19 protein-coding genes and 1 other RNA gene are annotated in these 22548 nt (G+C 33.8%); 13 read left to right on the forward strand and 7 right to left on the reverse strand.

Going from position 1 to position 22548, the window contains the following annotated elements; translation table 11 throughout:
• The first annotated feature begins 230 nt into the window (after positions 1 to 230).
• The gene (locus BKM63_RS23210; RefSeq protein WP_071638950.1) at positions 231 to 1301 is read left to right on the forward strand and encodes a branched-chain amino acid aminotransferase; all 1071 of its coding nucleotides are present in this window, start codon (positions 231 to 233) and stop codon (positions 1299 to 1301) included.
• 232 nt (positions 1302 to 1533) lie between these two features.
• Here the strand turns inward: BKM63_RS23210 and BKM63_RS23215 are convergent, their stop codons facing one another.
• The gene (locus BKM63_RS23215; RefSeq protein ID WP_071638951.1) at positions 1534 to 1914 is read right to left on the reverse strand and encodes a nucleoside triphosphate pyrophosphohydrolase family protein; all 381 of its coding nucleotides are present in this window, start codon (positions 1912 to 1914) and stop codon (positions 1534 to 1536) included.
• 347 nt (positions 1915 to 2261) lie between these two features.
• Here BKM63_RS23215 and BKM63_RS23225 point away from each other — a divergent pair, with 347 nt between their 5' ends.
• From BKM63_RS23225 to BKM63_RS23240, 4 genes are all read left to right on the forward strand, one after another.
• On the forward strand, positions 2262 to 3449 hold the full coding sequence (locus BKM63_RS23225; RefSeq protein WP_071638952.1) for an SRPBCC family protein: 1188 nt from the start codon (positions 2262 to 2264) through the stop codon (positions 3447 to 3449).
• A 75-nt stretch (positions 3450 to 3524) separates the two neighbouring features.
• Entirely contained in the window at positions 3525 to 4067 is a 543-nt protein-coding gene (locus tag BKM63_RS23230) for an RNA polymerase sigma factor (RefSeq protein ID WP_071638953.1), read from the forward strand.
• Positions 4068 to 4100: 33 nt separating this feature from the next.
• The gene (locus BKM63_RS23235; RefSeq protein ID WP_071638954.1) at positions 4101 to 4520 is read left to right on the forward strand and encodes a hypothetical protein; all 420 of its coding nucleotides are present in this window, start codon (positions 4101 to 4103) and stop codon (positions 4518 to 4520) included.
• Between the two features lie 18 nt (positions 4521 to 4538).
• On the forward strand, positions 4539 to 4997 hold the full coding sequence (locus tag BKM63_RS23240) for a sensor of ECF-type sigma factor (RefSeq protein WP_071638955.1): 459 nt from the start codon (positions 4539 to 4541) through the stop codon (positions 4995 to 4997).
• 76 nt (positions 4998 to 5073) lie between these two features.
• Here BKM63_RS23240 and BKM63_RS23245 read toward each other — a convergent pair whose 3' ends face one another.
• Positions 5074 to 6135, reverse strand: a complete 1062-nt coding sequence (locus BKM63_RS23245; RefSeq protein WP_071638956.1) for an oxidoreductase — start codon at positions 6133 to 6135, stop codon at positions 5074 to 5076.
• Positions 6136 to 6374: 239 nt separating this feature from the next.
• On the opposite strand from BKM63_RS23245, the gene BKM63_RS23250 reads away from it, so the two are divergent.
• The 3 genes from BKM63_RS23250 (at position 6375) to BKM63_RS23260 (ending at position 11119) form a co-directional block, all read left to right on the forward strand.
• Positions 6375 to 7652 (forward strand): hypothetical protein, encoded by a 1278-nt coding sequence (locus BKM63_RS23250; protein WP_071638957.1) that lies wholly within the window; start codon positions 6375 to 6377, stop codon positions 7650 to 7652.
• Positions 7653 to 7783: 131 nt separating this feature from the next.
• Complete coding sequence (locus BKM63_RS23255) at positions 7784 to 9757, forward strand: KUP/HAK/KT family potassium transporter (RefSeq protein ID WP_071638958.1); 1974 nt, start codon at positions 7784 to 7786, stop codon at positions 9755 to 9757.
• Between the two features lie 147 nt (positions 9758 to 9904).
• Positions 9905 to 11119: an RsmB/NOP family class I SAM-dependent RNA methyltransferase gene (locus BKM63_RS23260; RefSeq protein ID WP_071638959.1), complete on the forward strand. Its 1215-nt coding sequence runs from the start codon at positions 9905 to 9907 to the stop codon at positions 11117 to 11119.
• 99 nt (positions 11120 to 11218) lie between these two features.
• Here the strand turns inward: BKM63_RS23260 and BKM63_RS23265 are convergent, their stop codons facing one another.
• Together BKM63_RS23265 and BKM63_RS23270 are read right to left on the reverse strand one after the other, a co-directional pair.
• Positions 11219 to 12262: an AMP-binding protein gene (locus tag BKM63_RS23265; RefSeq protein ID WP_071638960.1), complete on the reverse strand. Its 1044-nt coding sequence runs from the start codon at positions 12260 to 12262 to the stop codon at positions 11219 to 11221.
• Between the two features lie 7 nt (positions 12263 to 12269).
• A complete protein-coding gene (locus BKM63_RS23270) occupies positions 12270 to 13223 on the reverse strand; it encodes a CPBP family intramembrane glutamic endopeptidase (RefSeq protein ID WP_071638961.1) in 954 nt (317 codons plus the stop codon).
• Positions 13224 to 13335: 112 nt separating this feature from the next.
• Between BKM63_RS23270 and arsC the strand changes: the two genes are divergently transcribed.
• Both arsC and BKM63_RS23280 read left to right on the forward strand, forming a co-directional pair.
• Positions 13336 to 13680: an arsenate reductase (glutaredoxin) gene (arsC, locus tag BKM63_RS23275; protein ID WP_071638962.1), complete on the forward strand. Its 345-nt coding sequence runs from the start codon at positions 13336 to 13338 to the stop codon at positions 13678 to 13680.
• A gap of 94 nt (positions 13681 to 13774) precedes the next feature.
• Positions 13775 to 16288: an outer membrane beta-barrel family protein gene (locus BKM63_RS23280; protein ID WP_071638963.1), complete on the forward strand. Its 2514-nt coding sequence runs from the start codon at positions 13775 to 13777 to the stop codon at positions 16286 to 16288.
• A gap of 131 nt (positions 16289 to 16419) precedes the next feature.
• On the opposite strand, the gene BKM63_RS23285 is transcribed toward BKM63_RS23280, so the two are convergent.
• Positions 16420 to 16599: a hypothetical protein gene (locus tag BKM63_RS23285; RefSeq protein WP_056202312.1), complete on the reverse strand. Its 180-nt coding sequence runs from the start codon at positions 16597 to 16599 to the stop codon at positions 16420 to 16422.
• A gap of 370 nt (positions 16600 to 16969) precedes the next feature.
• Here BKM63_RS23285 and fumC point away from each other — a divergent pair, with 370 nt between their 5' ends.
• The gene (gene fumC / locus BKM63_RS23290) at positions 16970 to 18355 is read left to right on the forward strand and encodes a class II fumarate hydratase (protein WP_071638964.1); all 1386 of its coding nucleotides are present in this window, start codon (positions 16970 to 16972) and stop codon (positions 18353 to 18355) included.
• 214 nt (positions 18356 to 18569) lie between these two features.
• Here the strand turns inward: fumC and BKM63_RS23295 are convergent, their stop codons facing one another.
• The gene (locus tag BKM63_RS23295; RefSeq protein WP_071638965.1) at positions 18570 to 19772 is read right to left on the reverse strand and encodes an NAD(P)-dependent oxidoreductase; all 1203 of its coding nucleotides are present in this window, start codon (positions 19770 to 19772) and stop codon (positions 18570 to 18572) included.
• A gap of 241 nt (positions 19773 to 20013) precedes the next feature.
• On the opposite strand from BKM63_RS23295, the gene BKM63_RS23300 reads away from it, so the two are divergent.
• Together BKM63_RS23300 and ssrA are read left to right on the forward strand one after the other, a co-directional pair.
• The gene (locus BKM63_RS23300; RefSeq protein WP_071638966.1) at positions 20014 to 21216 is read left to right on the forward strand and encodes a serine hydrolase domain-containing protein; all 1203 of its coding nucleotides are present in this window, start codon (positions 20014 to 20016) and stop codon (positions 21214 to 21216) included.
• A 217-nt stretch (positions 21217 to 21433) separates the two neighbouring features.
• Positions 21434 to 21831: a transfer-messenger RNA gene (gene ssrA, locus BKM63_RS23305) on the forward strand.
• A gap of 73 nt (positions 21832 to 21904) precedes the next feature.
• Here the strand turns inward: ssrA and BKM63_RS23310 are convergent.
• A complete protein-coding gene (locus tag BKM63_RS23310) occupies positions 21905 to 22546 on the reverse strand; it encodes a porin family protein (RefSeq protein ID WP_071638967.1) in 642 nt (213 codons plus the stop codon).
• Positions 22547 to 22548: the final 2 nt, after the last annotated feature.

The raw sequence follows: 22548 nt of genomic DNA on the forward strand, positions 1-22548 counted from the left end.
AGCCTTAAAAAACGACAGTTTTTTCATAAATTCTTTATAAAACTTCCCTAAAATTTTAGGTTTATTATAAGATAAATAAATCTCAGTCAAACACAGGAATTAATGCAGTTTTACTAAGCAAATTATATATTTTTCCGTAATTTTGCATTCAACAAAACCTATTCTTCATCAGATCATTACGTTATATTTTCATTGAAAGAATACAAATTAGATAAAAACTTTACATAATTATGAGTACAACTCAAACAAGCAAAATTGAAATCAGAAAAGCTGATTCTTCTAAGATAAGTTCTGTAGACTTTGAAAACTTAAGCTTTGGTGCTGTATTTACAGACCATTTATTTGAATGTGATTACAAAAACGGACAATGGCAGACTCCGGTCATTAAGCCTTATGCTCCTATTTTGATGGATCCATCTTCTAAAGTCTTTCATTATGGACAAGCTATTTTTGAAGGAATGAAAGCTTACAAAGATGAGAACAATGATGTTTGGTTGTTTAGACCTGATGAAAACTACAAACGTTTCAACAATTCTGCAGTTCGTATGGCCATGCCGGAAGTACCAGAAGATGTGTTTATGGAAGGTTTAAATGAATTATTGAAAATCGACCAAGAATGGATTCAAAGAGGTAACGGAGCCAGTATGTACATTCGTCCTTTTATGATCGCTACAGGACCTGGTGTTATTGCAAATCCGTCTGACGAATATAAATTTATGATTTTACTTTCTCCTGCAAAATCTTATTATGGAGGCGAAGTAAAAGTAATTATTGCTGAACATTACAGTAGAGCTGCGAATGGTGGAATTGGTGCTGCAAAAGCAGCCGGAAACTATGCTGCACAGTTTTACCCAACTAACCTGGCAAACAAAGAAGGTTTCCAGCAAGTTATCTGGACTGATGATGCTACGCATACAAAATTAGAAGAAGCAGGAACAATGAACGTTTTCTTCAGAATCAACGATACTTTATTAACAGCTCCAACAAGTGAGAGAATTTTAGATGGTATTACCAGAAAAAGTTTAATTACAATGGCTGAAAAAGAAGGATTAAAAGTTGAAGTTCGTCCGGTAATTGTTTCAGAATTAGTAGAAGCTGCGAAAAACGGATCTTTAAAAGAAATTTTTGGAGCGGGAACTGCGGCAGTTATTAGTGTAATTAAAGGATTCTCATATAAAGGAGAATACTTTGAGATGACTCCTGTTGAGAACTCATACGCTTCTTTCTTAAAAGAAAAACTAACAAGTCTTCAAAATAAACTTTCTGAAGATACTTACGGATGGACTGTTAAGGTACAATAATCCATAATTGATTATAAAAACAAACCCGATAAATTAAAGTTTATCGGGTTTTCTATTTTATTATGAATATTAAAATGCAAAAGCAATTTTACCGCAAAGAGCGTAAAGGTTTTTAATATTAGTAATAATAAATACACACAAAGTTCGCAAAGCTGGAATTGATAAGCTTTGCGAACTTTGCGTTATTTTCACAAGAGCTGCAAAAAAACTTAGCGCTCTTTGCGGTTAATCTTTATAAAAGTTTAGAGAAATCAGGTTTAAAATAATTTGGTCCTTTCATCACTTTTCCGTCTTCGCGGTAAATCGGCTGACCGTCTTCGCCCAACTTACTCATATTACTACGTTGGATTTCATCAAAAACAGCTTCGATTTTATCCTGCAGCCCGTGTTCGATAATTGTACCGCATAAAATATACATCATATCTCCAAGAGCGTCAGCAATTTCGACTAAATCATTATTTTGAACCGCTTCAAGATATTCTTCATTTTCTTCTTTCATTAAATTATAACGAAGCAGTTTTTTAGTTTCTCCCAAATCAGCAATTGGAGTATGGCTGTGGCCTATTTTAAAAGCAGTATGAAATTCAGTAACCGCATCAAGTTGTTTCTTCATGTTTTTATTCTATTAAATGAGATGGCAAATTAGCAACAAATCGTATACAATTCTCTAAATTTGTCAAAAATAATTTTTAAGTATGTTTAGTCAAGGACAATTAATATTCGGACTCTGTTTTTTTATTGCATTTGTAATTGTAATGATTTTCGCTTATCGCAAAGATCTCGCACTCCATAAAGTTTTTTATAAAGGAAACTATAAAGTATTATTGGTTTTCCTGCTTTTTATAGCGCTTTTGTTCGTCATCAAAATCTTTTTAAAAAGATAACAATCTATTTTTTTATTTTAAGTTATAGTTTAGTCTCCCAATAAAATTTATAACTTTACGAAAAACCTGCACCAATATGAAGATTCTAAAATATTTATTCCTTTTACTATTATTAAGTTTAGTTGCTCTTACCGTTTTTGTTGCTACCCAAAAAGGGATTTTTTCTGTTGAAAGAAGTAAAGTAATCAATTCGCCAAAGGCAACTGTCTATAATTATGTAAATGATTTTAGAAATTACGAAGATTTTGAATCCTGGGCAGTTGAAGATCCAACATTCAAATTTACTTTCCCTAATAAAACTACCGGTATTGGAGGTTCATTTTCCTGGTCTAACGAAGAAGAAACCGGAAATGCAGTAACTGTAAAAACAAAAGACGGAGAAAGTATTGAACAAAAAATGAAGTACAATGGCACAGAAGCTGATGTAACCTGGACTTTTAAAGATACTTTGGCAGGAAAAACCAAAGTAACCTGGAAAGCAAAAGGAACAATGAGTTTTTTATTTAAAGTTTACGCAGCATTAAACGGCGGTTCAGACAAAGTTATTGGAACTATTTATGAAAAAAGCCTTGCAAACATTGACAAAAACCTGGATTACGAAACCAAAACTTATGCTGTACAAGTAAATGGAGTTGTAAAGAAAACGGAAACTCCTTATATCAAACAGACTTTTACAAGTGAAATTCCGAAAATCAATAAAAACGCGAGAATCGTAATTCCAAAGCTTATTCAGTTTAGCGAAAATAACGGATTAAGCGCAAGTGGAAAACCTTTCATTATTTATCACACTTACGATACCACAAAAGGATTGGCTAAAATCTCTATTTGTCTTCCAATAAACAAAGAAATCTCTATTAGTTCAGGAAGTGATATTTTATCAGGAAAACTAAATGGTTTTGACGCTGTAAAAACAACTTTAAAAGGTGATTACGCGCATACTAGTGAAGCTATTGCCAAAACAACAGCTTATATTAATAAAGAAAAAATAACACCAGAACTAAGCTGGTCGCATCTTGAAATTTTAGAAGTAAGCAAACTGGATGTAAAAAGTCCGTCTAAATTGATCACTGAAATTTATTTCCCTATTAAACCAAAAGTGGTTCCTGCGGCAGTTACCGCTCCTGTTTACTCGTCTGATGTCAGCACAAGTACAGATACAGAAGAAACGACACCAAAACCTGCTGTACACAAACCTGCTGCACCAAAACCTGCACCAACAACAACTCCTGCCCAAAAACCAGAAGAAGAACAGTCTGAATTTTAATTTTTTTTAAGGTTGATTAAACCTTTTGCATAAATTTCATTCTAACTGATTATAAAGTTTGATAAATCAAGAAGTTTGATCGACGAAAAGGAATTTATACAACAATTATTAGATCCTAAAACGCAGAACACAGCGTTTCAAAAACTTATATCTGATTATCAAAGACCACTGTATTCTCATATTCGAAATATTGTTTTGAATCATGATGATGCAGATGATGTTTTGCAGAATACTTTCGTTAAGGTATTTCAGTATTTAAAAAACTTTAAAGGAGAAAGCAGGCTTTTTTCCTGGATGTACCGAATTGCAACTAATGAAGCTTTGACTTTTTTAAATCAGAAAGCAAAATTAAAAGGTATAACTTCTGAAGATTTACAAAATAAAACGATCGATAATTTGAAATCTGACGTTTATTTTGACGGGGATGAAATTCAAATTAAACTTCAAAAAGCAATCGTTACCCTGCCGGAAAAACAACAGCTGGTTTTTAAGATGAAATATTTTGAAGAATTAAAATACGAAGAAATCGCAGAAATTCTGGGAACATCAGTTGGCGCATTAAAAGCATCTTACCATCATGCGGTAAAAAAAATCGAATTATATGTTACATCAAATTAAACCTTTTATAGCAAATATTATCTTATAGACATTATGAAAGAATTTAAATTAGAAAACGAACCGAAAACAGCCTCTGGATTTAAAACCCCGGATCATTATTTTGATACTTTTTCGGCAAAAGTTTTAGAACAGATCAATGAAAGAGAAAGGGAAGTAAAAGTAATACCGCTTTACAAACGTAAAAAAGTTATTTCAATAGCTGCGGCGGCTGCAATTTTCATTGCTTTTCTGATTCCAACAGCAAATCATTATTACAAAGCATCAAAAGAATTAGACGAGGCAACTTTAGAAACGTATCTAACTTATCAGTCTAATTTAAATCAATATGATTTAATTAAAGAATTAGACACTAAAGACATCGACAAATTAAACAAAAATCTTGCTCTGGAAGATGAAACCTTAGAGGATATTTTAGCAGCAAATCCTAATATTGAAAACTTAATTTCTGAATAAAAACAAAATTATACAAATATGAAAATCAAAAATATATTAACGGTAGTTCTGTTTTTAGCATCTTTATCCTTTTATGCCCAAAATGATAAAGATGATGAAAAACGAGAAAAAGTTAAAGCATTTAAAGTTTCATTTTTAACGACAGAACTTGAACTTACTTCGACAGAAGCCGAAAAATTCTGGCCAATTTACAATGCATACGATGACAAGCAATTTGAATTGCGTCATGATAAAATGAAAACGTATTTACGTAAACTGGATGATGATAATTTAAGTTCGATTTCAGAAAAAGAAGCGGTAACACTGCTTTCTCAAATAGAAAGTACAGACAAAGAATTATACCTTTTGCGTGAAAAATTCATGACAAACCTAAAAAAGGTGCTTCCTGCAAAAAAGATACTAAAGCTTAAAAAATCAGAAGATGATTTTAACCGAAAATTGTTAAAACAATATCGAGATAAAGCAGGTAAAAATTAATTGCCATTATAAGAAACAACAGCGATAAGAACCCTATATAATAATACTTATTTTATTATTTAGGGTTCTTATTTTTTTATTTAAAATTAAGGCGTACTACTTTATTATGTCCTGCAGCAATTGCCGTATTTCTGTTCACAAAACGAATTGTAAAAAGTTTTGAATCTGTAGACAGCTGTGTCCAGTTTTCGCCTCCATTTTGAGAGTATTGTATTCCTTCGGATCCAACACAAATAATTTCACGGCCATTTCCTCCCGGAACATATTGTACACACGATGCGTATCCAAAACCCATATTCTGCCCTATTAATTCCCATGTTTTTCCTCCATCTTTGGTAAAGGCTTTATTATCTGATTTTTTGTTTGGAAGATCATAATCTCCTCCGGCAATAAATCCATGTTTGGCATCATAAAAATCTGCTGTAAAAATCCCGGTCATGGATTTCCCTTGTACAATTGGTGTTTCTACAACTTTCCATGTTTTTGCTTTATCAGGAGAATAAAAAACACGTGCTTTTTTACCTCCGGAAACCAGCCAGGTATCATTTCCTTTTATAACAATATTGGTATTACTTGCTGCAAAAGCAGCTTCACCCGACGCATTTGTTGGAAGTTTGTCTGATAATAATTTTGTCCAGGTTTCGCCGCCGTCGCGAGTCACAATTACAGAAAAAGTATCCTCCGTAGGGTCGCCAATTGCGATTCCTTCTTTATCATTCCAAAACTGCATACTGTCATAAAAAACTTTCGGATTAATTTCTTTATAAACTAATTTAAACTTGTGGTCTTTTTTTGAAACCGAATAAAGCAAAGCCGGATTTGCTACACTAAGCAAAAAGATATCTTTAGAAGTCTGAGCGATACTTCTAAATTCTAATTTAAGCGTATCACGATAAATATGCTCTTCAAATTTTTCTTTTTTATCCAGATCATAATACCCAAAACGAGAATTATCTGCCCCGTACCAAACCTTATTTTTATCAATTAAAATTGCTCTTATACTAATTTTATCCTTAAACAAAGTATCTACGGTCATGGATGTAAAACCACCGTAAAATACTTTTTTAGTGTCGTAATTAAATGTTGTAAAAGACATTAGCAAAACAAAAACACCACAAAATAAAACCAGTTTTTTCATATAAATTAAAATTTGTTTAATGCTAAAATACGATTATTTATAACATCTCAAATATGTTTAGTTTTTTTTCAGAAAATAATAATTTTCAGATCTTTTTTGTTCAATCAAAATCAAGGTGCAATTCAACAAAACAACAATTACCTAAAAACATGATAGTTACAAAAGCAAACACATTAGAAATAATTTATGGCACAGTAATTGGATATCTCATTGTACAAATAATTTAATATGATTTTATCATGAAAACGAAATTACTTTTAATAGCGATGACAGCATTAGTTTTTGGTTCTTGTGCCGCACAAAATCAAACTACTGTTTATGCAAAAAACTCAGATATAAGTGATAATTTAGATTTAAGAGCAGTTGCTTCTATGTTTGGCGAATCTTCAAATCTTCAGGACTTTGAAAGACGTCTAAACGATCCAAAATATCAAATCTCTAACCTTGACTTAAACGGAGATGATCAGGTAGATTATTTGCGTGTAATAGAATCTGTAGAAGATAGAACACACGTGGTCATCATACAGGCTGTTTTGGACCGTGATGTTTATCAGGATGTAGCAACAATTGATGTAGAAAGAGACAACTACAATAAGGTAAGCGTTCAGGTTGTAGGTAACACTTATTTATACGGTGACAACTACATTTATGAGCCTGTTTATAGTGTCGCTCCGGTAATTTATACTTCGTTTTGGGTTACCAACTACAGACCTTATTATTCAACTTGGTACTGGGGATATTACCCTACTTATTACAGCGCATGGAGACCTTACCCTGTTTACAGATATAGAAACAATATAAATGTATGCATTAACGTACACAACAGCTATAATTACGTAAACACCAGAAGAAGCTATAGAGCTCCGGCTATATACGAAACAAGACGTTCTTACGGTTATGAAAGAATGAGACCCAACTATAGTTTCTCAGAAAGACATTCTAATGTAAGCAACAGATATGATCTGGATCAAAGAAGAATTGCAAGCAGAGAATCTAACCGATCTCAAAATACCTACAACTCTAACAGATCAAATTCAGGACGAGTTTCTACAGATAACAGAAATTATACAGATAACAGAGGGAACTCTAACAGAAGTTACAACAATACAAATCGTACATCAAATACAAATAGAAACAACAGCGGGGTTGTAAACACACCTGCAAGAACTGAAAATACTCAAAGAACAGATTACGGAAGAAATAATTCTAATTCTTCTTCTCCAAGAGTAAATTCAGAAACCAGATATAACACAAACAGAACATCTTCTCAAACAACAGAAACACCGAGAAGTTACTCTGAAACAAGAACAAATTCTTCAAGACCTGCTCCTGTGCAAAGAACAGAAGCTCCAAGAAGCTACTCTGAAAACAGAGGAAATTTTGAAAACAGATCAAATGCATCGAGATCTCAAAACACACAACGTTCTGAATCTCCAAGAGCAAGTCAGGAATCCCGAGGCAGCCAACCGCAAAGAGAAAGCAGTTCAGGCTCTAGAGGAGGCGGAAGAAGAGGTTAAGAATATTTCAATTTATATTAAAAATTAAAAGCACAATTTGGGGATTGTGCTTTTTTTTATCTTTTTAATTATAATTGCCGCTAATTTGTTTTAAAACAGTAAATTTGCAACCGTCTTTTATAAAAATATACATGAGCGCATCGCATAAAAACTTACATAGTAAGTTGTCTATAGGGGGTTTATTGATAACATTAGGGATTATTTACGGAGACATTGGAACTTCTCCATTATATGTAATGAAAGCCATTCTTGGCGACCATACTATTAATGCCGATATTGTTTTAGGAGGTATTTCATGTGTATTTTGGACTTTAACACTGCAAACTACAATAAAGTACGTTCTTATAACCTTAAGCGCAGATAATCATGGCGAAGGTGGTATTTTTGCATTATATGCATTAGTCAAGAAAACTAAAATTCAATGGCTTATTGTACCCGCCATCATTGGAGGTAGTGCATTACTTGCTGACGGTATTATAACACCGCCAATTTCAATTTCATCAGCTGTTGAAGGAATCAGGGCGTTTTATCCAACAATGCAGACCCAGACTATTGTTTACATTGTTATTACCATTCTTTTTATTTTATTTACCATACAACAATTTGGAACTAAATTAGTTGGAAAGTTTTTCGCCCCAATGATGCTGATTTGGTTTGCCATGTTAGGAACCTTAGGTTTTATTCAGATTATAAACTTCCCGGAAGTTATTAAAGCGATAAATCCTTACTACGCTTATCATCTGCTATCTATTCATCCTGATGGTTTCTTTGTTCTTGGATTTGTATTTTTATGTACAACCGGAGCCGAAGCTTTGTACTCAGACATGGGACACTGCGGACGAAAAAATATTAGAATCAGCTGGATTTTTGTAAAAACAACTTTAGTATTAAACTACTTTGGTCAGGCTGCTTATTTAATTCACCACGAAGGAAGCACATTACAACAATTAGGTGGAGAAAACGGAAATCCATTTTACCTTATTATGCCGCATTGGTTTTTACCATTCGGAATTGTAGTAGCTACTTTAGCAGCCGTAATCGCTTCACAAGCACTTATCAGCGGATCATTTACTTTGATAAATGAAGCTATGCGTTTGAATTTCTGGCCTAAAGTAAAAATCAAATATCCTACAGAAGTTAAAGGACAACTGTATATCCCATCTATTAACTGGTTATTGTTTTTTGGTTGTGTTGGGATTGTTTTGCACTTCGAAAAATCAGGAAATATGGAACATGCTTATGGTCTTGCCATTATATTGTGTATGATCATGACAACCATTTTGCTGAATTATTATTTGATAATGAAACGTGTTAAACTGTACTTCATGGTACCGCTTATCACTATTTATTTATTGATCGAATTTAGCTTCCTTATTGCCAACATCACCAAATTTGCCGAAGGCGGTTATGTAACATTAATCATTGCGATACTTCTTATCTCAATCATGACTATTTGGTATTTAGCTAAGAAAATCAACAAAAGCTATACTAAAATCATCAAAATTGACGATTATAAAAAGGTGTTAACCGAGTTGAGTGAAGACTTATCTATTCCGAAATATGCTACGCATTTAGTTTATATGACCAATGCGAATCGTGTTGACGAATTAGAGGAAAAAGTAATTTACTCGATCCTGCAAAAACGTCCAAAAAGAGCCGATATTTATTGGTTTGTACACGTAAATATTTTGACCGAACCTTATAAAACGCAATATAAAGTTACCGAAATTGCGAAAGACGATATTTACAGAATCGATTTTAATTTAGGATTTAGAGAACCTACAAAAATCAATTTGATGTTTAGAGAAGTTATTCGCGACATGGTGAAACGAGGTGAAGTGGATATTACCAGCCGTTACGAATCTTTGAACAAAAACAATATTATTGGAGACTTTAAATTTGTATTGTCGGAGAAATTCCTATCGAATGATAATGATTTAAGATGGCACGAAAATATCATCATGAACTCTTACTTCTTCATTAAAAAACTGAGTTTGTCTGAAGAAAGAGCTTTTGGTCTAGACAGCAGTTCAGTAAAAATAGAGAAATTCCCAATGGTGCTTCACGCTCCGGAAAATATTGGATTAACAAGAATTACAAAATAAAACTGCTCGCAGAAATCTATTAAAAACACTCTTTTAAAATTTTATCAGAGTGTTTTTTTTTCTTTTAAAAGAAAGCTAAACAACAATCTAAATTAAAAATTTAACTTTCAATCAATTAATAGTACCTTTGCACCTCAAATATTAGAAATGAGATTACACAGAAATTTAGTTTATACTACCATCGATTCTTTGAACGCAATTTTCAATGAAGGAGAATATGCAGACAAAGTGGTAGCCAGAGCATTAAAAAAAGACAAACGTTGGGGAAGTTCTGACAGGAAGTTTGTTGCTGAAACGATATACGAAATTGTTCGCTGGAAACGATTATACGCAGAAATTGCCGAAGTAAAAGAACCTTACGACAGAGATAACCTTTGGAGAATGTTCGCAGTTTGGGCAGTTTTAAGAGGATATCCAATTCCGGATTGGAGACAATTGGAAGGAACTCCTGAAAGAAAAATTAAAGGCCGTTTTGATGAGCTTTCAAAAGTGAGAGCTTTAAAAGAATCTATTCCGGACTGGATGGACGAATTAGGCGCAAAAGAACTTGGAGAAAAAGTTTGGGCAAAAGAAATCGCTGCTCAAAATCAGCCTGCCAAAGTTATTTTGAGAACCAATACCCTTAAAGGAACTAAAGAAAACCTGAGAAACACTTTGATGGATTTAAATATTGAAACAGAATATTTAAAAGACCAGCCAGAAGCTTTGGTTTTAAAAGAAAGAGCGAATGTATTTTTAACAGATGCTTTTAAACAAGGACTTTTTGAAGTTCAGGATGCCAACTCACAATTAGTTGCCGGTTTCCTTGATGTTAAGCCCGGAATGCGCGTTGTAGATACCTGCGCAGGAGCAGGTGGCAAAACATTGCATATTGCTTCTTTAATGGAAAACAAAGGGCAATTGATTGCAATGGATTTGTACGAAAGTAAATTGAAACAATTAAAATTAAGAGCTAAAAGAAACGGTGCTTTTAATATTGAATACCGTATTATTGACACTACAAAAGTGATCAAAAAACTGCATGAAAAAGCAGACCGTGTTTTAATTGACGCACCTTGCAGCGGATTAGGAGTTTTAAAAAGAAATCCTGATTCTAAATGGAAATTACAACCTGAATTTATCGATAACATTCGTAAAGTTCAAAGTGAAGTTTTAGAAAGTTATTCTAAAATTGTAAAACCAGGCGGAAAGTTAGTTTACGCAACTTGTTCTGTTTTGCCATCAGAAAACCAGGAACAAGTTCAAAAATTCTTAAAAACAGAAATCGGACAACAATTTACTTTTGTAGAAGATCGTAAACTATTGGCATCAGAATCTGGATTTGACGTATTTTATATGGCTCTTTTGGAAAGAAAAAAATAAAAATAAATCCAATATTTTAAATCCCAAATTCCAATTTTAAAACTTGGAATTTGGGATTTATTTTTTTTAAGCATTTTTATAATTTAAAAACCAAAATATTTATACTTTCAAACTAGACTTGCGGAGTAATTTTCCATTTGCATTTTCTTTGAATTTCGGAACAAATACAACTTCTTTAGGTTTTTCAAATTTTCCTAAAACATCAAAAAAATCTGCTGAAAAATCATATTTTTCTCCTTCAATTACTAAGATTAATTTTTCTCCTAAAACAGTATCAGGAACTCCCGTTACAAAAAATCGATTAGAAATCCTGTCAGTTAATTTAGCTTCAATCTGTTCCGGAATCAACTTTACTCCTCCACTATTAATCACATTATCAATTCTTCCCAGAAAAACAAACTGATCATCACTTACCAAATCAACTAGATCATTAGTCACAATTGGCTCATCAGAAATCGAAGCTACACGAATCACCAAGCACCCTCGATCGTCCTTTTCAATTTTTACATTTGGCAGAATCGAAAAAGCACTCTCACCTACTTTTTTAGCCGCGATATGCGTTATCGTTTCTGTCATTCCATAGGTTTCGTAAATCTCTGTTTTCAATGGTAAAAGTTTTTCCTCAAGAGCACTGTCAATTTTTGCACCGCCTATGATTAGCTTTTTTATATTCCCCAGTTTTTCAATCGAATTTTGTACCTGCAATGGTACCATTGCCACAAAATCGTATTTCTTATTATTGTAAGCCAAAGGTTCTGTACTCGGGATAACGACATCAAGCTCCAGACCCAAAATCAAACTGCGAACAAGCATCATTTTTCCGGCTATAAACTGTGTTGGAAGACACAATAAAGCCTTATTTCCCGGTTCTAATCCGAAGAAATCTCCCGTTGCCAATGCAGATTGAATCATAGCCTGCTTTTCTAACCTTACGAGTTTAGGCAGTCCTGTAGTTCCAGAAGTCGTCATTTCGATATAATCTTTATGATCGAACCAATCCAGAAAAAATTCTCCAATTGCCCTTTCGTAGGCATCACCTTCTTTAATAAAACTATATCCAATACGGCATAAATCTGCAGCATTTAGATGATAGCCATCGAGTTTAAAATAGTTATGTACATTTTTATGAGTTAAGTTTGACATAATAAATTTAGTTTAAGTTTAAAAATTCTGCTGTTTCTTTATTTTTTTCCTCAATTGTACCGGTTAACTTTTCTTTCCAATTTGTCCAATTGTATTTTTTACTAAAGATGAAAAGCAAAATTGGATACACGATTACAACCGGTAAAATAACATCAAAGCCAGCAGAAGGCTCTGACATATCTTTAAAAATAGAATGTGTCTGAAAAACAGACCAATCCGAAGTTACTAATAAAGCTCCTATAAGATTGTTAGCAGCATGAAAACCCAGAGCCAGTTCCATACCATCATCCATTAATGTTATTATTCCTAAAAACAGACCAGTTCCTATATAATAAACCATAATAATATAACCCATTTTTTCTACCTCAGGGTTTAAAATATGCATTGAACCAAATATCAGCGAAGTCATCATTAAAGGAAACCATTTATTATGAGCCAGATTGGCAAAACCCTGCATTAAATAGCCTCTAAAAACATACTCTTCGGTACTGGTTTGAATAGGAATTAAAATAGTTCCAATCAGAACCAAAATCAAAAACGGAATTAATTTAAAATTCCAGACAAATTCTTCCGGCGACTGAAAATAAAGAACAAAAAAGCTAATGATAGAGAAAACAGACCATATCAAAAAAGAAAAAGTCACTCGTTTCCAATCTACTTTTGGCCGTGAGGCAGTCACAGACAACAAGGTCTGATGATGCAGGTATTTGACCACAAAATAAATACCGGCAAAAGCAAATACAAACGAAATCATAACTAAAAACAAAGTCAGATTGGGTTCGAAGATTTTTAAAGCCACATCCTCATTCGTTGGGAAACCTTTTTTATCCTTGAAACTTTTTAATAGAACTGCTGCTGAAAAAGGAATCTGACCTATAAATGACGCTGTAATGATAAAAACTGATCCTATAAGATATTTCCAAAATTTATTTTCGGGTTTAACTCCTTGTTCTAAAAACATATAATTAAAGTTTTAAAATGAGATTTTATTTTAATAGTAAATCCTATTTTTGTTATTGCTTAAGCTCCTCTTTTTAAAGAAATCTATTTTAGCAGACTCTAAATATAAGAAAATGATACAAATTTACCATAATCCGCGCTGCGGAAAATCGAGAAACTGTCTGGCTTTTGTTGAACAAACTAAAGAAGAGTATGAAATTATTCCATACTTAACCGAAACTCCACGTTTCGACGACTTAAAAGAACTTCTAAAAAAATTAGATTTAAAACCTATTGAATTAATCAGAACCAAAGAAAAAATCTGGATAGAAAATTACAAAGGAAAAAATCTAACTGATGATGAAACAATTCAGGCAATGGTCGATAATCCTATTTTAATCGAAAGACCTATCGTAATAAAAGACGGGAAAGCCATTATTGGAAGAGATTTAGACAAAGTAGCTTCTTTTTTAGATTGATTCTAAAATAAACTGTTAACATTTTTTTGTGATCTTTCTCTTTAAACCAAAAGCTACATTTGCCGTCTAAGAAGAAAAGAAACCAGAAAAAAAAATGAAACAAATCAATTTTGCTGTAATGCTTGTGCTATTTTTCACAGGCTTTTACACCTATGCACAACAGGGACCACCTGCAAAAAACAAGGTCAAGGTTACCGGAAAAGTTTTTGAAAAAGTAAGCAGGCAGCCACTTGAATATGCTACTATTTCAATCATGGCTCCAAATGACACAAAAGTTATTGCCGGGGGAATAACCAACCCTAAAGGTGAATTTGAAGTCGCTGTTGCTCCGGGAACTTACGATATAAAAGTAGAATTCATTTCGTTTAAATCTACAGAAATTAAACAGAAAAGTATTCAGGGCGATACCAACTTAGGTAATGTAAATTTATCTGAAGATGCTGCTCAATTAAATGAAGTTGTGGTTCGTGCCGAAAAATCATCAGTAGAAATTAAACTTGACAAAAAGGTTTATAATGTTGGTCAGGACATGATGGTAAAAGGAGGAACGGTAAGCGATGTTTTAGACAATGTACCTTCTGTTTCTGTTGATACCGAAGGAAATGTAAGTTTAAGAGGAAGTGATAATATTCGAATTTTAATTGACGGAAGGCCTTCAAACGCGATAAATGTTGCCGAAGCTTTGCGTCAGCTTCCGGCAGATGCCATTGATAAAGTAGAAGTTATTACCAATCCATCAGCACGTTATGATGCCGAAGGTGGATCAGGAATCATCAACATCATTCTTAAAAAAGGAAAAAATCAAGGTTTAAACGGAACTTTTATTGCTTCGGGAGGACTTCCTGAAGCGTATGGTTTAAGCGGTAATTTAAATTACAAAACAGAGAAATTAAACTATTTTACTACTCTGGGCTACAACCGCAGAACAAGCGAAGGTGCAGGTTTAACCAATACATCTTATTTAAATGCTAACGGAACTCCAAAAGGATTTCTTGACGAAGATCGTGATACTAAAAGAACTTCTGATGGATTTAACGGAAGAGCGGGAATAGAATGGACTGTTGCTCCAAATACATTCTGGACAAATGCCATCAATTATCAAAAGAGTTCCGGCGATACCAGAGACTTTATCACGTATAGCAATTTTGGCGCAGCACATGATTTTACAGGTAATTCATACCGATTAAATGACGGGGAAACCTCAAGCGAAAACGTAGAATATACTTCAAACTTAATCAAAAATTTCAACGATAAAGGACATAAACTTACCGCCGATTTATCGATTTCAAGAAATACAGACGATAGTAATAGTTTCATTACAGCATCACCAAATTTCAATAGCACACTGAACGATCAGGTTCAGAAACAAATACAATTACAAGCCGATTATGTATTGCCATTAGGCGAAGGAAGCCAGTTTGAAGCCGGATATAAAGGAAGTTTTGGCGACTTGAACAACGAATATGTAATAACCGACAATCAAGGTAAACCAGATCCAAAATTATCAAATACATTAGAATACAAGGAAAACATAAACGCAATTTACTCGCAATACGGTTTCAAAGTTAGTAAGTTCTCTTATTTATTTGGTTTGCGCTGGGAAGACACTAACATACAGGTAAATCTATTAGACACTGGCGTTTTCAACACTAAAAAGTACAACAACTTATTTCCAAGTGCCTTTGTTAGTTACGAAATTTCAGATCAAAGCAACTTTACAGCAAGTTACAGTAAGCGTTTATCAAGACCTAGAGGACGTTTCATGAATCCTGCTACGAATTACTCCAGTAATGTTAATATCTTTCAGGGAAATCCTGATTTAGATCCATCTTTAACAGACAAATACGATATTGGATACATCAAACGCTGGGACAAATTAACCTTTAATACTTCGGCATATTTCGAAAACACAAAAGACGTTTTCAGTTTCGTAAGAACTCCTACAGGCGACGTTGTAAATTCTGATGGCGAGGTGGTAACTCCCACTCCGGAAAATCCAGTGGAAGGAATTCCGGTTATTTTAAGCCGTCCAATTAACTTAGGGAGAGAACAAAAATTTGGTTTTGAGTTTACGCTGAATTATACACCATTCAAAATATGGAGAATTAACAGTAACTTCAATTTTTACAACGTAAAATCTACCGGAGAAAACACTTATGTAGATACTAAAGGAAATACGGTTGTACAAAATCTGGATAATCAAGCCAATACATGGTTTGCCAGAATCAACTCAAAATTAACATTACCATACAAAATAGACTGGCAGTTAAGTGCTGTTTACAATGGCGAACAAAAAACGGCTCAGGGTAAAAACTTAGGTCAGTTTGGTATGAATACAGCTTTTAGTAAAGATGTTTTAAAAGACAAAGCAACAATTGCATTCAATATCAGCGATATTTTCAACTCACGTATCATGAAATCCTACACTTATCTGGAAAATGATGTGACGCATGAAAGTCAAAAAGCATACAGCGAAATGCAGTTCCGCAGACGTCAATTTAATTTATCATTTACGTATCGTTTCAACAAACCTAAAAGTGAAAGAGACAGAAACGCACAGCCTAAAAATGATGGCGGTGGTGATGGCGGCGGAGAATTCCCTGGATAAACTAAGTTAATTCCAATACTAAAAATCCCAAATTCCAATTGATTAACTCTCATTGGAATTTGGGATTTTTTGTATTTGAAATTTAATAAAAAAAAGGACTCGTTTTCACGGGTCCTTTTTTATGAAATCAATTAATATTTAACTGATTGTTCTTCTTGTCTTTTTTTAGCTCTCTTTTCTTTGAACATTTCCCAGCTAGCTCCCGTAACCCAATAAGATACGAAACCAACTAAGAAAAACATTAACCAAAACCCTATAGTTAGTATGGTTAAGAAAAGTAAAAAGCCTAAGTACTGTGAAAATTCAAACATGTTTTCCGGAATTTTTGAATGTTACGACAAATGTAGGTTATATATTTTTCCTCAGCAATAAAATCTAAATCAATTTTCATGAAATAACATTTATACGTATATTTATACTCATTTTAAATAAGGGCATTTTCGCTAATATTATTCAACTATCTAAAGTAGAAGAACATGAGTATTTTCAGGAGCCGGAACCTGCTGTCCACTATATCTTTTGCGGCGAACCCCGCCACAAAAGGATGCCGCTTCCATCAGGGCTATGGCACCCTTTTTCAAAAGAAACAGCAATAAAACAAAACATTTCACATCTCACAAGCAACATTTCACATCTCACAAATAACATTTTACATTTTACAAACAACATATTTACAACAAAATGAAATACAGAATAGAAAAAGACACCATGGGCGAAGTTCAGGTCCCAGCCGATAAATATTGGGGTGCACAAACAGAACGTTCTCGAAATAATTTTAAAATTGGAAATTCGGGGTCGATGCCGCAGGAAATTATAGAAGGTTTTGCTTATCTAAAAAAAGCGGCCGCTTATGCAAATTACGATCTGGGCGTTTTACCAATCGAAAAAAGAGATGCAATTGCTGCTGTATGCGATGAAATCCTGGAAGGAAAACTAGACGACCAATTCCCTCTTGTAATCTGGCAGACTGGTTCAGGCACGCAGAGTAACATGAACGTGAATGAAGTAATTGCCAATCGTGCACAGGTTTTAAAAGGTTTTGAAATTGGCGAAGGCGACCAATTTATAAAAGCAAATGATGATGTAAACAAATCGCAGTCATCAAATGATACTTTCCCAACCGGAATGCATATTGCAGCTTATAAAATGATTGTTGAAACTACAATTCCGGGAGTTGAAAAACTTCATACCACGTTAGTTAAAAAAGCGGCTGAATTTAAAAACGTTGTAAAAATTGGCCGTACACATTTAATGGATGCAACACCTTTAACTCTTGGACAAGAAATTTCTGGTTATGCAGCCCAATTGGCTTTTGGCTTAAAAGCACTAAAAAACACGCTGGCCCATTTATCTGAAATTGCTTTGGGAGGAACTGCTGTTGGAACCGGATTAAATACTCCAAAAGGTTATGATGTAAAAGTTGCCGAATATATTGCAAAATTCACCAATCACCCATTTGTAACTGCAGAAAATAAATTTGAAGCTTTAGCCGCCCATGATGCAATTGTAGAAACACACGGAGCTTTAAAACAATTGGCCGTTTCATTAAATAAAATAGCCAACGATGTTAGAATGTTGGCATCTGGTCCGCGATCAGGAATTGGAGAAATCCACATTCCGGAAAATGAACCGGGATCTTCCATTATGCCTGGTAAAGTAAATCCAACACAATGCGAAGCTTTAACAATGGTTTGCGCTCAGGTGATAGGAAATGATATGGCAATTGCTGTTGGCGGTATGCAGGGACATTACGAATTGAATGTTTTTAAGCCGGTTATGGCAGCCAACTTTCTGCAGTCAGCACGTTTATTAGGAGATGCCTGCGTTTCATTTGACGAACACTGCGCTCAGGGAATCGAACCAAACCATAAACGAATCAAAGAATTAGTAGACAATTCACTTATGCTGGTTACCGCTTTAAACACCAAAATAGGTTATTACAAAGCTGCAGAAATTGCGCAAACAGCCCATAAAAACGGAACAACTCTTAAGGAAGAAGCAGTTCGCCTGGGCTATGTAACCCCAGAAGATTTTGATGCCTGGGTGAAACCGGAAGAGATGGTTTAATTTTAAATTGTTAATTATGAATGGTGAATTGTTAATGATCATTATTCAGGTAAAAAATTATGCATTGTCAGACTGAGCGATCCCGAGGGTTCGGGAGAAGTCTTCTTATTTATAAAGACCTTCTCCCGAACCCTCGGGATCGCTCACGGAGACAAAAAACAAAAGCCTGAAATATCAATTTCAGGCTTTTCACTTTATAATTAACAATTAACAATTAATCATTATCTACATAGTCCTGCAAATAACTAAACCTCTCAGTTAGCTTTCCGTTTTCTGTAATTTTGGCACGTTTTAAAATTCCGTCTTTATCTCCATTGAAAAAAGCCGGAATAACATGTTCCATAAATTGTTCTCCAAATCCCTCGCTGGCATCTTTAGGAATTTCGCACGGAAGATTATCAACTGCCATAACCGCAACGGAAGCAGGATGAAACACATCTACCTCTCTGTCTTCTAACGGAAAATAACCGTAAATAGGCTCTGCAATTGTAGAAGAACGCACGGTACAGGCAATCGGCCCTCCGACATCGCAGGAAATATCGGCTACAACTTTCAGTTTACAATCGCTTGCATTTAACATTTCTCTCGTTAAAATCATAGGTGCTTTGCTGGCGTGAAAATGACCTGCAAAATAAATATCTGATACTTTAGTAAATCTTTCAAAATCTGATGTGTATTCTTCCGGATGATTTACGAAATCTTTAAAATCTAAAACCTGACCGTCAATACGTTTGTTATATTCCAAAACATCTAACTGAACATAAACTGCCTGCGCGTATTTTTTAGTCAGATAATTATCTACTGTGATTTCTTTTACTTTAATAGCGTCCAGAATTTCTTTTGCCCCGCTCCCCACCTTTCCGGTTCCGGTAATTACAAACTTTAAAGCAGGCATTGTAATGCGTTTTAAATGCATAATTAAAGCTTCTTTTCCGGCAAGAGTTTCAGCTTTTGGAAGTTTAAACAATTCGAATTTTATTCCAAAAGCACGAATTCCGTTATAAACACCAACCATTCCGGCATATTTTCCAAACCCAATTAAACGGCGATCTAATTCGTCTACGATAGTTTCATGATCGTATAAATCGATATTTTTTTCTAAAATCGCCTGTAGTAACTTTCTATTATGAGGTTGTTTTTTAATGGTATGCGAAAAAAAGAAATAAGCTTTATTTGGAATTAAATTTTCAACCGGAACTTCTTTTACACCAAATAAGACATCACAGTCAGAAACGTCATCCTTAACCGTTATTCCCATATTTTTATATTCTGAGTCCGAAAAAATCCTAATATCAGAACTCTCTACTTCAACAACTGCATCATGATAAAGCTGCTTTAGTTTTGTCAATTCATTTGGAGAAAATACAACTCTTCTGTCCGGCGGGTTTTTTCTTTCTTTTATAATTCCAAATTTCATTTAAATCGTTTTTTAATATTCAATAATATAACTTTTTACATCGTATTTGTTTCAAATATAACAAATTTAGTTAAAATTTTCTTTTCAAATTACTATTTAGAATGTTTAAAAACCGTTACCAGCTGAAAAACAAACTACTAAAAAAAACAGCTGTTAACAAAATGTTAAAAACATGCCTTTTTAAAGCCTTAAAATGAGAAAACAACAAAATTGAATTCAATATATTTGTTTTTAAAGAACGATGCAAATGATTTTCCTTAAAAAAACAAAGATACCACAAATACTTTTCACTGTACTTGTTTTAAGTTCTTGCGGTAAAGACAAAAACACACAAACAGCCAATACTCCAATAGTCGAAGATACTTTACCTAAAATGAAACCGTTAGGCCCTGAACCAAAAATTTCACAGGCCTATAAAAATTCGGTTACAGGCAGAATTAATCATTTTTACAATAAAAACTGGCCAAATAACACCATGAACGGGAGCTTTTTGGTAGCTCGAAACGGACAGATTATTTTTGAAAGATATAATGGTTTTGCCAATAAAAATGAAGGGACAAAAATAACTGCAGATACACCAGTACAAATTGCTTCTGTGAGTAAAGTTTTGACCGCTACAGCTATTTTAAAATTGGTTAATGCCGGCAAAATTGATCTGGACCAAAAAGTAAATACAATATTAAAAACCTTTCCATACGAAGACTGCACGATCAGAATGCTGCTAAGCCATCGTACCGGAATGCGTAATTATGCGTATTTTACAGATAGAGATAAATCTATTTGGGACAGACATAATCAGCTTACAAATAAAGATATCCTGGATATTCTGGCAACAAAAGATATTGGTCTGGAGTCAAAAACCGGAACACGCTTCAGTTATTGCAATACCAACTATGCTATGCTGGCTCTTATTATAGAAAAAATTACAGGTTTGACCTATAAAGAAGCAATGTCAGAAATGATTTTTAAACCATTAGCTATGACGCATACTTATGTTTTTGACGATGATAAAGACAGAAAAAAGATCGTTCCATCCTACAAAGGAAATGGTGTAGAAATAGGATTTGACTATTTAGATAATGTTTATGGAGATAAAAATATCTTTTCGACTGCACGAGATCTATTAAAATTTGACAGAGCCAGAAATTCGCCAGACTTTTTAAAACCTGAATTGCTAAAACAGGTTTATACGGGTTACAGCAACGAACGTAAAGGAACGAAGAATTACGGTTTAGGAATTAGAATGATTAACTGGGAAACAGGACAAAATTTTTATTTCCATAATGGCTGGTGGCATGGTAATACCTCATCTTACATTACTTTAATGAAAGAACATGTTACGATAATTGCTTTATCTAATAAAATGACCAGAAACACTTATGCAGTGCGCAAACTGGCTCCAATTTTTGGAGATTATCCTTTTAACTTTAAAGACGAAGAATAAAATAGTCATTAAGTCGAAAGTTGTAAAGTCTTAAAATTGCTGCCAATATTGACTTTGTTGTTTTTAAGGACACCAATTGCGTTAAATAAAAAGAAACAATCGTAATCAAGCATGTGACTTTAAAAACTTTACAACTTTCGAATTTTGACTTTCGAATTTTTCTGAAAATTTTAATAGAAAGTAATTTCAAATAGTATAAATTTGCAGACTCATTTTTGGGGTCGACTGGTTTTGACAGCAAGTCGAATTGAACAGTAAGCACGTCGAGCATTGAGACCTTGCTCGTAAATATAAGATCTCACACTTTTACACGGCGAAAATAATTACGCTTTAGCTGCATAATCCGAATCATAGTAAGATTGCGCCACGTCTCTACAAGGTAGAGAAGCTGGATTCTCCTGGAAAGCCTTGGTTTGTGGCGTTCCGTCAAGGAGAACCGTAAAAATAAACCTAGATTTCCATGAGCTTCGGGTGGATTTCGAAAATTAAGAAGATAAGTGTTCGGTGGCTGTTTCTGGCCTAGCTTAACATCGAAAATCTAATCAGGAAATAAGCGTGTAGAAAGCTCTTTAGTTGCTTGTTTGGACCCGGGTTCGATTCCCGGCGACTCCACAAAAAAGCCTGTAAACATTAAGTTTACAGGCTTTTTTTATTGGTACTAGTTAAGTACCCTTTTTACTAACTCATTCTATTTAAAAAAGTAACCTATTGTTATTTGAAAAACTCTGTTCTTCATATCGTTATTAATGAAATGATTGGCATCTCCTTCTTTAAAAACATTTGAATACGAAACATTGTATCGTAAGTCTGTATAGAATTTATCTTTAAACTGATAACCTAATCCAAAGTTTACTGAAGTATCTATTCCTGTTGAATATTCTTTTAGATTTAAAGTCTCCTTATTTTCATAGCCTAAAAAATTATCCTGATATTTATTATTAGCTTTTAAAAGAATTCCTATTTGAGGACCGGCTTGTATGCTTAATCCTTTAACTACATAATATTTCAACATTACAGGAATGTTTAAGTAGTTCAAATCTATGGTGCTTTTAAATTGCGAATTAGTTACATCCGGATCCGAAAAAGAAATTTTTGTTCCTTGCTGGCTGTATAATAATTCCGGTTGAAGCGAAAAGTTTTTGGCCAAAGGAACTTCGATCATAACTCCGGCTGTAAAACCCGTTTTATTAGATGAGTTTAATTCGCTTTCATCAAAAGTAAGAGCAGCCAAATTTAAACCTGCTTTGACCCCTACTTTTACTTTTTCTGTTTGAGCCGTAATTGTCATACCAAAAAACAATGTACAGCACATTAGTATATATTTTTTCATAT

It is taken from the genome of Flavobacterium johnsoniae, from assembly GCF_001879205.1.
GTDB classification, from domain to species: domain Bacteria; phylum Bacteroidota; class Bacteroidia; order Flavobacteriales; family Flavobacteriaceae; genus Flavobacterium; species Flavobacterium johnsoniae_A.

What these genes read in the sequence shown, in the direction of transcription:
- BKM63_RS23210 (WP_071638950.1), top strand. Translation starts at nt 231, where the DNA reads ATGAGTACAACTCAAACAAGCAAAATTGAAATCAGAAAAGCTGATTCT.
- BKM63_RS23215 (WP_071638951.1), bottom strand. Translation starts at nt 1,914, where the DNA reads ATGAAGAAACAACTTGATGCGGTTACTGAATTTCATACTGCTTTTAAA.
- BKM63_RS23225 (WP_071638952.1), top strand. Translation starts at nt 2,262, where the DNA reads ATGAAGATTCTAAAATATTTATTCCTTTTACTATTATTAAGTTTAGTT.
- BKM63_RS23235 (WP_071638954.1), top strand. Translation starts at nt 4,101, where the DNA reads ATGAAAGAATTTAAATTAGAAAACGAACCGAAAACAGCCTCTGGATTT.
- BKM63_RS23240 (WP_071638955.1), top strand. Translation starts at nt 4,539, where the DNA reads ATGAAAATCAAAAATATATTAACGGTAGTTCTGTTTTTAGCATCTTTA.
- BKM63_RS23245 (WP_071638956.1), bottom strand. Translation starts at nt 6,135, where the DNA reads ATGAAAAAACTGGTTTTATTTTGTGGTGTTTTTGTTTTGCTAATGTCT.
- BKM63_RS23250 (WP_071638957.1), top strand. Translation starts at nt 6,375, where the DNA reads ATGAAAACGAAATTACTTTTAATAGCGATGACAGCATTAGTTTTTGGT.
- BKM63_RS23255 (WP_071638958.1), top strand. Translation starts at nt 7,784, where the DNA reads ATGAGCGCATCGCATAAAAACTTACATAGTAAGTTGTCTATAGGGGGT.
- BKM63_RS23260 (WP_071638959.1), top strand. Translation starts at nt 9,905, where the DNA reads ATGAGATTACACAGAAATTTAGTTTATACTACCATCGATTCTTTGAAC.
- BKM63_RS23265 (WP_071638960.1), bottom strand. Translation starts at nt 12,262, where the DNA reads ATGTCAAACTTAACTCATAAAAATGTACATAACTATTTTAAACTCGAT.
- BKM63_RS23270 (WP_071638961.1), bottom strand. Translation starts at nt 13,223, where the DNA reads ATGTTTTTAGAACAAGGAGTTAAACCCGAAAATAAATTTTGGAAATAT.
- arsC (WP_071638962.1), top strand. Translation starts at nt 13,336, where the DNA reads ATGATACAAATTTACCATAATCCGCGCTGCGGAAAATCGAGAAACTGT.
- BKM63_RS23280 (WP_071638963.1), top strand. Translation starts at nt 13,775, where the DNA reads ATGAAACAAATCAATTTTGCTGTAATGCTTGTGCTATTTTTCACAGGC.
- BKM63_RS23285 (WP_056202312.1), bottom strand. Translation starts at nt 16,599, where the DNA reads ATGTTTGAATTTTCACAGTACTTAGGCTTTTTACTTTTCTTAACCATA.
- fumC (WP_071638964.1), top strand. Translation starts at nt 16,970, where the DNA reads ATGAAATACAGAATAGAAAAAGACACCATGGGCGAAGTTCAGGTCCCA.
- BKM63_RS23295 (WP_071638965.1), bottom strand. Translation starts at nt 19,772, where the DNA reads ATGAAATTTGGAATTATAAAAGAAAGAAAAAACCCGCCGGACAGAAGA.
- BKM63_RS23300 (WP_071638966.1), top strand. Translation starts at nt 20,014, where the DNA reads ATGCAAATGATTTTCCTTAAAAAAACAAAGATACCACAAATACTTTTC.
- BKM63_RS23310 (WP_071638967.1), bottom strand. Translation starts at nt 22,546, where the DNA reads ATGAAAAAATATATACTAATGTGCTGTACATTGTTTTTTGGTATGACA.